Origin of the sequence: Mycobacterium sp. (assembly GCF_002863225.1) — a bacterium.
Lineage (GTDB): Bacteria > Actinomycetota > Actinomycetes > Mycobacteriales > Mycobacteriaceae > Mycobacterium.
Genome location: NZ_PKEK01000071.1, coordinates 73425 through 81409, shown reverse-complemented (window position 1 = coordinate 81409; position 7985 = coordinate 73425). Strand labels below are relative to the sequence as shown.

The 7985-nt window shown below is 66.8% G+C and carries 9 protein-coding genes and 1 pseudogene; 6 read left to right on the top strand and 4 right to left on the bottom strand.

Annotated elements, in window-relative coordinates:
• The 3 genes from CYU59_RS22390 to CYU59_RS22380 all read right to left on the bottom strand — a co-directional run.
• Positions 1-279: WXG100 family type VII secretion target (locus CYU59_RS22390; RefSeq protein WP_293002817.1), on the bottom strand; the 279-nt coding region annotated here is incomplete at its 3' end.
• 36 nt (positions 280-315) lie between these two features.
• Positions 316-1716, bottom strand: coding sequence for a PPE family protein (locus CYU59_RS22385; protein ID WP_293002815.1), 1401 nt, complete (start codon positions 1714-1716; stop codon positions 316-318).
• A gap of 9 nt (positions 1717-1725) precedes the next feature.
• Positions 1726-2025 (bottom strand): PE family protein, encoded by a 300-nt coding sequence (locus CYU59_RS22380; RefSeq protein WP_293002813.1) that lies wholly within the window; start codon positions 2023-2025, stop codon positions 1726-1728.
• 434 nt (positions 2026-2459) lie between these two features.
• On the opposite strand from CYU59_RS22380, the gene CYU59_RS22375 reads away from it, so the two are divergent.
• Both CYU59_RS22375 and CYU59_RS22370 read left to right on the top strand, forming a co-directional pair.
• Positions 2460-3128 (top strand): TetR/AcrR family transcriptional regulator, encoded by a 669-nt coding sequence (locus tag CYU59_RS22375; RefSeq protein WP_293002811.1) that lies wholly within the window; start codon positions 2460-2462, stop codon positions 3126-3128.
• Positions 3129-3243: 115 nt separating this feature from the next.
• Positions 3244-3903, top strand: a complete 660-nt coding sequence (locus CYU59_RS22370) for a TetR/AcrR family transcriptional regulator (RefSeq protein WP_293002809.1) — start codon at positions 3244-3246, stop codon at positions 3901-3903.
• A 2-nt stretch (positions 3904-3905) separates the two neighbouring features.
• Here the strand turns inward: CYU59_RS22370 and CYU59_RS22365 are convergent, their stop codons facing one another.
• Positions 3906-4268, bottom strand: coding sequence for a PAS domain-containing protein (locus CYU59_RS22365; RefSeq protein ID WP_293002836.1), 363 nt, complete (start codon positions 4266-4268; stop codon positions 3906-3908).
• A 158-nt stretch (positions 4269-4426) separates the two neighbouring features.
• On the opposite strand from CYU59_RS22365, the gene glmU reads away from it, so the two are divergent.
• The 4 genes and pseudogenes from glmU (at position 4427) to CYU59_RS22345 (ending at position 7965) form a co-directional block, all read left to right on the top strand.
• Complete coding sequence (gene glmU / locus CYU59_RS22360) at positions 4427-5935, top strand: bifunctional UDP-N-acetylglucosamine diphosphorylase/glucosamine-1-phosphate N-acetyltransferase GlmU (RefSeq protein WP_293002807.1); 1509 nt, start codon at positions 4427-4429, stop codon at positions 5933-5935.
• 44 nt (positions 5936-5979) lie between these two features.
• Positions 5980-6960, top strand: a complete 981-nt coding sequence (locus CYU59_RS22355) for a ribose-phosphate diphosphokinase (protein ID WP_293002805.1) — start codon at positions 5980-5982, stop codon at positions 6958-6960.
• Positions 6961-7318: pseudogene (gene arsC, locus CYU59_RS29070) on the top strand (arsenate reductase (glutaredoxin)).
• Positions 7315-7965: an LpqN/LpqT family lipoprotein gene (locus CYU59_RS22345; RefSeq protein WP_293002834.1), complete on the top strand. Its 651-nt coding sequence runs from the start codon at positions 7315-7317 to the stop codon at positions 7963-7965. Before arsC ends, CYU59_RS22345 begins: the two are co-directional and overlap by 4 nt.
• Positions 7966-7985: the final 20 nt, after the last annotated feature.

The following is a 7985-nucleotide window of genomic DNA, read 5'->3' as shown; positions in this document are numbered from 1 at the left end:
CTGCGAGGCCTGCTCTTGGCTCTCGTAGTTGTTGGCGTCGCGGATCAACCCGTCACGCACGCTGTGCAGCATGTTGACGATGTTGCGGAAGGCCGTGTTCATCTGGCCCATGGTGTCGTAGGAAGTGGCCTGAGCCATACCGCTCCAGCTGGCCCCGGCGATGTTCTGGCTCGAGGCCCACATCTTGCGGGCCTCGTCCTCAACGGTCTGGGCGTGGACGTCGAAACGGCCTGCCATGGCCCGCATCTCGTGCGGATCGGTCATAAAGCGAGATGGCATCTTCTCTCCTCGGTTCAGTTGATGGTTGACGGCGAACTAGTTCGTCGCCGGCGCGGTGCCGTTGGCGGGCACGTAGACAATTGCTGGTCGGTACCCCTGCGGCGCGTGGCCGTTCGGGATCTGCCCGTTTGACGCGGCGGGCTCCACGCGAGCCGACTCTTCGGCCGGGTAGCCGGCGGCCGGCGGGCGCGCCATCACCTTCGAGCGCGTCCCGTACTTCACCGCGGCGGCACCGGCCCCCGCTGCTGCACCGGCAGCCGCAGCCCTCGGCAGGCCACCGAGCAGCATCGGAGCACCACCCTCGGCGGTGCCGATTCCGCTGGCCGGCATCAGGATCGGCGCGCCCATCGGGACGACGGCGTCCATCGGCTGGGCGGCCGACCACAACCAGTTCTGCGGCACCGAGAGCTGTCCCAATTGGGCGCCCTCACCCACACCGGCCCACGCCTGCGCCCCGAACGCCGGCTCCATTGCGGCTCCACCGGCCGCGGCCGCAGCACCTTCGGCACCACCCGCTGCAGCAGCAGCCGCTCCTTCGCCGCCACCCGCAGCCGCTGCCACCGGCTGCATCGCCTGGTTCTCTGCGGTGTAGATCATCGGCGCCAGCGCGGTGACGCCCATCTGCATGACGAAAAAGCCTGGGAGAATTGCGGTCTGGGCGATGATCTGCTGAAGCAGCGACCCGCTGTCGATCGCGCCGGTGATGGGATTCACCGTGCTTGTGGTACCACTCGATGCGGTTCCGGTGAGTCCGAGCGCATTGAGAATGTCGGTCAGCAGCGAGTCGGACGACGTGGATGCGGCCGGCGAGGTCATGCTCTGCAGCGCATTGGTGATCGTCTGCGTCACCGATCCCGGCGCGTTGCCGGCGGCCTGATTCACCGCCGCGGCTTGGTTGGCCAGCCCTTCGGCGTTGGCCACCGTCGGGGGCGCGCTGAACGGCGTGAAAACCGATGCCGCAGCGGCATTGTCGGCATAGCCGTACATCGCCGTCGCGTCCTGCGCCCACATCTCCATGTACTGGGCTTCGGTGGCCGCAATCGCCGGGGTGTTCTGCCCGAAGAAATTGGTGGCGATCAGGGTCATGAGTTGTGCCCGGTTGGCCGCGATGACCGCCGGAGGCACCGTCATCGCAAAAGCCACGTGGTAGGCGCCCGCCGCCGAGCGGGCCTGGCTGGCCGCTTGCTCGGCCTGGGTGGCGGTGGACGTCATCCAGTCGAGGTAGGGCGCGGCCGCGGCGGCCATCGCCGTCGCGGACGGACCCTGCCACGGGCCGCCGGTCAGAGCACTGATCAGCGACTCAGACGATGCGGCGGCCGAGTGCAGCTCGGAGGCCAGGCCGTCCCACGCCGATGCGGCGCCGAGGATCGTGCTCGATCCGGGCCCGGAGTACATCAGCCCCGAGTTGATCTCAGGCGGAAAAGCGCCGAAATCCATGGTGCGGCCCTAGCGAGCCGCCGCCGCGTTGGCGGCTTCGGTGGCGGCGTAGGAGCCGGAGCTGGCCTGCAGCGTGTTGACCAGCAACTCGTGCACCGCCGCAGCCTGCGCGCTCACCGATTGGTACAGGTTGGCGTGCACGACGAACTGCGCGGCGGTCAGGATCGAGACCTGGTCGGCGGCGGGTGCCTGGACCCCAATGGTCGGCGCCGCGGCCGCGGCGTTCTCGGCCTTCACTCCGGCGCCGATGCCCGCCAGGCTGTCAGCTGCTTCGGCCAGCGACTCCGGCTGTGTGGTTACGTACGACATGTGCTCTCCTCATAAACACTCATCGATCTCGGCCCGCGGGACGGGTGCTCCTGCTGCGACACTCAGGCCACTCGCCGAACAAACCCACCTTCTTGTTGAGAGCACTATTACATACTTTTTGCATGGTGTGAAGGCCAGATCAAACTAAACGTCGTTAACACTTGATAAACTCGGTCGAAATCTGTACGTTTCCTATGACCACATACCGACTGAGCGTCGAAGCGGCCCGCGCAGCCTGCGCGCCGCGTCGATCGCGATTTGCAGACCGTAATTGCACTAAGCTCGAACTACTGCGCCTCGAAACAAGGGGCCCGTCAACGCTCGTCCGACCGCGCCTCAAGCCAGTGGGGCGCCAGCCGCGCTTGCCCGACAACGCCTCGAGACCGGGGCCTACTGCCGGGCGCCCGCGGCGGAGCAGCACTAGGTGGCCCACGATGACCGAGTCGACCGACACTCGCGCCGATTCCACACGCCAGCAGATCCTGCGCGCTGCCGCACGCAAATTCGCCCAGCTCCCCTTCCATCAGGTCGGCCTCGACGACGTGCTCGCCGAAGCCGAATTGACCAAGGGCGCAATGTATTTCCACTTCCGCTCCAAGCACGCTCTGGCGCTGGCGATCATCGACCACCAGATCGCCCGATCCGAAGAAGCGATCCATGAACTGCTCGCCCGGAAACTGTCCGGCATCGAGACGCTGATCGACTTCTCCTACCAGCTGGCGGTCCGCGACATCCGCGAGGAGATATCCCGAGCGGCTCTACATCTGGTCGAATCCATCGGCCGGGTCGAAGGACTGCAGACCAAGTTGCATCGCAGTTGGATCGACAACCTCTCGGTCGCCGTGCAGCGTGGGATCGGCGAAGGTGACGTCGCCGACGACACCGACCCCCGAGACGTGGGACGCCGGCTGGCTTCGTCCTACATGGGTCTGCGACAAACCGCCGACCTCGACGAACCCGGCCACTTCCTCAGCGAATTCGAGAAGATGTGGGCGCTGATGCTGCCCGGCTTCGTCCGTCCCGAGCGGGTCGACTACTTCCGCCAGTTCATCAAGCGACGGACCAGGATCGCGATCGGAAGCACGTCGGCGCTGGCGGGCTGAGGTGACCACCACACCGGGCCACCGGCCGTCGACCCGCCTGTTAGGCTGCGCTGCCACATCAGAGTTACAACCGACGGTTCGGACGATGAGAGCGGAATTCCGGAGGGATTAATCGATGGCCCGCCAGGTTCGATCGGAAGCGACACGGCGAAAGATCCTCGAAGCCGCGGTCGACGTTTTCACCGAAGTCGGCTTCGCGTCCGCTGATCGCGGCGCGATCATCGAGCGGACCGGCATGACCAAGGGCGCCTTCTACCACCACTTCGATTCGATGGAGGCGCTGGCGACGGCCATCATCGATGACGGTGCCAACCTGGTGGTATCAGAACTGGGCGCGATGTCGGACTCGTTCTCGCCGGCGCTGGAGAACATCCTGCACGGCACCTTCGTCACCGCGGATCTGTTCGCCACCAACAGGGTCGTGCGCACCGCCGAACAGCTCACCCTGGCGTTCGGGAAGTTCAACGACAGCGCCGGCAAGGCCTACGTCGCCTGGATCGAGGCGGTGACGGCGGAAGCCCGCCGGGCGATCGCCGAAGGCGACATTCGCGAAGAACTCGACCCCCGGCTGGTCAGCGAGTCGATCATCGGCGCGACGTTCGGCGCCCGGATGATGGGCCAGAACACCGGCGACGGCAACGACCTGGTCCGCCGCCTGACCTACATGTGGGAGCTGCTGTTTCCCGCGATCGTCACCGAGACGTCACTGGGCTACTACCGCGAATTCCTGGCCCGCGAGGCGCTGCGCCACGTCGAGCCCGACCAGCCGGCGTAGCTCTACTGCTCGTTGGCCCACAGCTCTTCGGTGAGGTCCTGGAAGGTGGCCAGGGCGATTTCGTCATCCGCCCGCCGCAGCGCGGACCTGCTCATCAGCGCCCGCACGGTCGAGCCGTCCTTGTGCGCCAGCTCGACGACCATGTTCGCCAGGCCGTCGACGACCGAGAGCACCGATTCCGTTTCGAGCGCACCGTAGAAGATGTCGTAGAACCTCAGCTTGACGACTTCTTCGGCGTCCCGGCCCAGGATGTCGGCGAACGCCGTGTTGGCGAAGACGATGGTGCCGTCCTGCAGTACCGCGAGGGTGGGAACCGGAATCCGCTCCAGGAGAACCAGCGCGGGCAGCTGCTTGAGCGCCTCGATCGGCGATGGGCTGGCCTGCACGGTTCGTCGTCGGTCCACCCGATGATTATTGTCCATCGCGATGTTCTTCCGAAACCGGCCGTAGGCGGTCGGTTTTGCCGCAGGCGTGCGGATAATGACACGCTGAGCGGGTAGCGGCACAAGCGAGGGAGGGGTGGATGGCCGGAACGACTGAGCACGGCGAATCAGCGGTCCTCGTCCTGGCGGCCGGGGCCGGAACCCGGATGCGGTCTGACATTCCGAAAGTGCTCCATACCCTGGCCGGCCGCAGCATGCTGGCTCACTCGCTGCATGCGATCGCCAAGATGGCGCCTCAGCACCTGGTCGTGGTGTTGGGCCGCGACCACCAGCGGATCGAACAGTCCCTCAGCGAACTGGCCGAAACGCTGGGCCGGCCCATCGACACGGCGACGCAGGACCAGCAACTCGGCACCGGCCACGCGGTGCTGTGCGGATTGTCCGCGCTGCCCGACGACTTCCACGGCGTCGTCGTCGTCACCTCCGGCGATATCCCGCTGCTCGACGCCGACACACTGGCCGACCTGGTTGCCGCGCACAACTCCCGGGGCGCCGCGGTCACCGTGCTGACCACCACCTTGAGCGACCCGACCGGCTACGGCCGCACCCTGCGGACCCAGGACCACGAGGTGATCGCGATCGTCGAGCAGGCCGACGCGACGCCGTCCCAGCAGGAGATCCGCGAGGTCAACGCCGGCGTCTACGCGTTCGACATCGCCGCGCTGCGCTCGGCGCTGAGCCGGTTGTCGGCCGACAACGCCCAGCAGGAGCTGTATTTGACCGACGTCATCGCGATCGTCCGGCAGGACGGACAGGTGGTGCAGGCCCGCCACGTCGACGACAGCTCGCTGGTGGCCGGTGTCAACAACCGGGTGCAGCTGTCCGAGCTGGCCGCGGAGCTGAACCGGCGCATCGTCGCGGCCCACCAATTGGCCGGGGTCACCGTCGTCGACCCGGCCACGACCTGGATCGACGTCGACGTCAGCATCGGCCGCGACACCGTCATCCAGCCTGGAACCCAGCTGCTCGGCCGCACCCGCATCGGCGGCCGCTGCACCGTCGGGCCGGACACCACGCTGTCCGACGTCTCCGTCGGCGACGGCGCCTCCGTGGTCCGCACCCACGGCAGCGAGGCCGTGATCGGCGACGGCGCGGTGGTCGGGCCGTTCACCTACCTGCGGCCCGGTTCGGTGCTGGGCACCCAGGGAAAGCTGGGCGCCTTCGTCGAGACGAAGAATTCCGTGATCGGCGCCGGCACCAAGGTGCCGCACCTGACCTACGTCGGCGACGCCGACATCGGCGAACACAGCAACATCGGGGCGTCCAGCGTGTTCGTCAACTACGACGGCACCTCCAAGCATCGCACGACGGTCGGCTCGCACGTCCGCACCGGCTCGGACACCATGTTCGTCGCCCCGGTCACCGTCGGTGACGGCGCCTACACCGGGGCCGGCACGGTGCTGCGCGAGGACGTCCCGCCCGGCGCGCTGGCGGTCTCGGGCGGTCAGCAGCGCAACATCGAAGGATGGGTGGAGCGCAAACGGCCCGGCAGCGCGGCCGCCCAGGCCGCCGCTCAAGCCCGATCGGAAAGCACCCCTGAACCGCCCGACGGCGATGACTCGCCGTCCGGACCCACAGAGACCACCTAGTATTCCAATGGCAGCCATCCGATTCGAATCAGTAAGGGCAGCGCGTGAGCTACGACTGGACCGATAACCGCAAGAATCTGATGCTCTTCTCCGGCCGCGCCCATCCCGAGCTGGCCGAGCAAGTCGCCAAGGAACTCGACACCCACGTCACGGCGCAGACCGCACGCGAGTTCGCCAACGGCGAGATCTTCGTCCGCTTCAACGAGTCGGTGCGCGGTTGCGACGCCTTCGTCCTGCAGTCCGCTCCGGCACCGGTGAACGACTGGCTGATGGAATCGCTGATCATGATCGACGCGCTCAAGCGCGGCAGCGCCAAGCGGATCACGGCGGTATTGCCGTTCTACCCCTATGCCCGCCAGGACAAGAAACACCGTGGGCGCGAACCGATCTCGGCCCGCCTGGTCGCCGATCTGCTGAAGACGGCCGGCGCCGACCGGATCGTGACCGTCGATCTGCACACCGACCAGATCCAGGGCTTCTTCGACGGGCCGGTCGACCACATGCGTGGACAGAACCTGCTGACCGGCTACATCGGCGACAACTACCCGGACGGCAACATGGTCGTCGTCTCCCCTGACTCCGGCCGGGTGCGCATCGCCGAGAAATGGGCCGACGCGCTGGGCGGCGTTCCGCTAGCGTTCATCCACAAGACCCGCGACCCGAGGGTGCCCAACCAGGTGGTGTCCAACCGGGTGGTCGGCGAGGTCGCCGGAAAGACCTGCGTGCTGATCGACGACATGATCGACACCGGCGGCACCATCGCGGGCGCGGTGAAACTGCTGCACGACGACGGCGCCAAGGACGTGATCATCGCGGCCACCCACGGCGTGCTGTCCGATCCGGCCGCCGAACGGCTGGCGGCCTGCGGCGCCCGCGAGGTCATCGTCACCAACACGCTGCCGATCGGCGAGGAAAAGCGGTTCCCGCAACTCACCGTGCTGTCCATCGCACCGCTGCTGGCCAGCACCATCCGCGCGGTCTTCGAAAATGGTTCAGTCACAGGGCTTTTCGACGGAGACGCCTAGATGGCCTCGGGTTCGGGCGAGGCTGTCATCTACCACAACCCCCGGTGCAGCACATCGCGCAAAACCCTGGAGTTGTTGCGCGACACAGGTATCGAACCCGAAGTGGTGGAGTACCTCAAGGCACCGCCGTCGCGCGCCGAGCTCTCGACGATGATCCGGGCCGCCGGTATCGACGTGCGGGCCGCGGTGCGCAAGCGCGAGTCGCTCTACGCCGAACTCGATCTGGCCGACGCGAGTGACGATCGGGCTGCTCGACGCGATGGCCGAACATCCGATCCTGATCGAACGGCCTTTTGTCGTCACAGCGAAAGGCACGCGGCTGGCTCGTCCGGTCGACACGGTCCGCGAGATTCTGTGAGGCCGCCGCTACGAATTGCCGCCGGATTGGCGGCCCTGACCGTGGCAACAGCCGGGTGCGGGTCGAAAACTCCTGACTACCAATCGATCTGGTCGACGACCCCGACCACCACCAGCGCCGCGCCGACCGGTAAGCCGGTCCCGTTTTCGCAGTACCTGGAGAGCAGCGGGATATCCGGCGAGCCCGTCGAACCGACCACGTTGACCGATCTGACGGTGTCGATTCCGACGCCGCAGGGCTGGCAGCGGATCAACCGGCCGAACATCCCGGCCACCACCGAGTTGATCGCCGGGGCCGACGCGTTCCCGAACGCCATGCTCATCGTGTTCAAACTGGGCGGCAATTTCGACGCCAAGGAGCTGGTCAAGCACGGCAACGACGACGCCCGGCTGGCGCAGAACTTCAGACAGCTCGAGTCCTCCGATGCCGACTACCAGGGTTTCCCGTCCTCGATGGTCGAGGGCAGCTACAACCTCGGCGACCAGCGGCTGCACACCATCAACCGGATCGTGATCGCGCATGGACCGGGCGAGGATCCGGACCGGTATCTGATTCAGCTGGCGGTCACCAGCCTGGCCGACAAGGCGGTCGCCGACGCGGTCAGCGTCGAGGCGATCCTGCACGGCTTCACCGTCGCCGCTAAGTAGATCGCCGGCCCGCCCGGCGC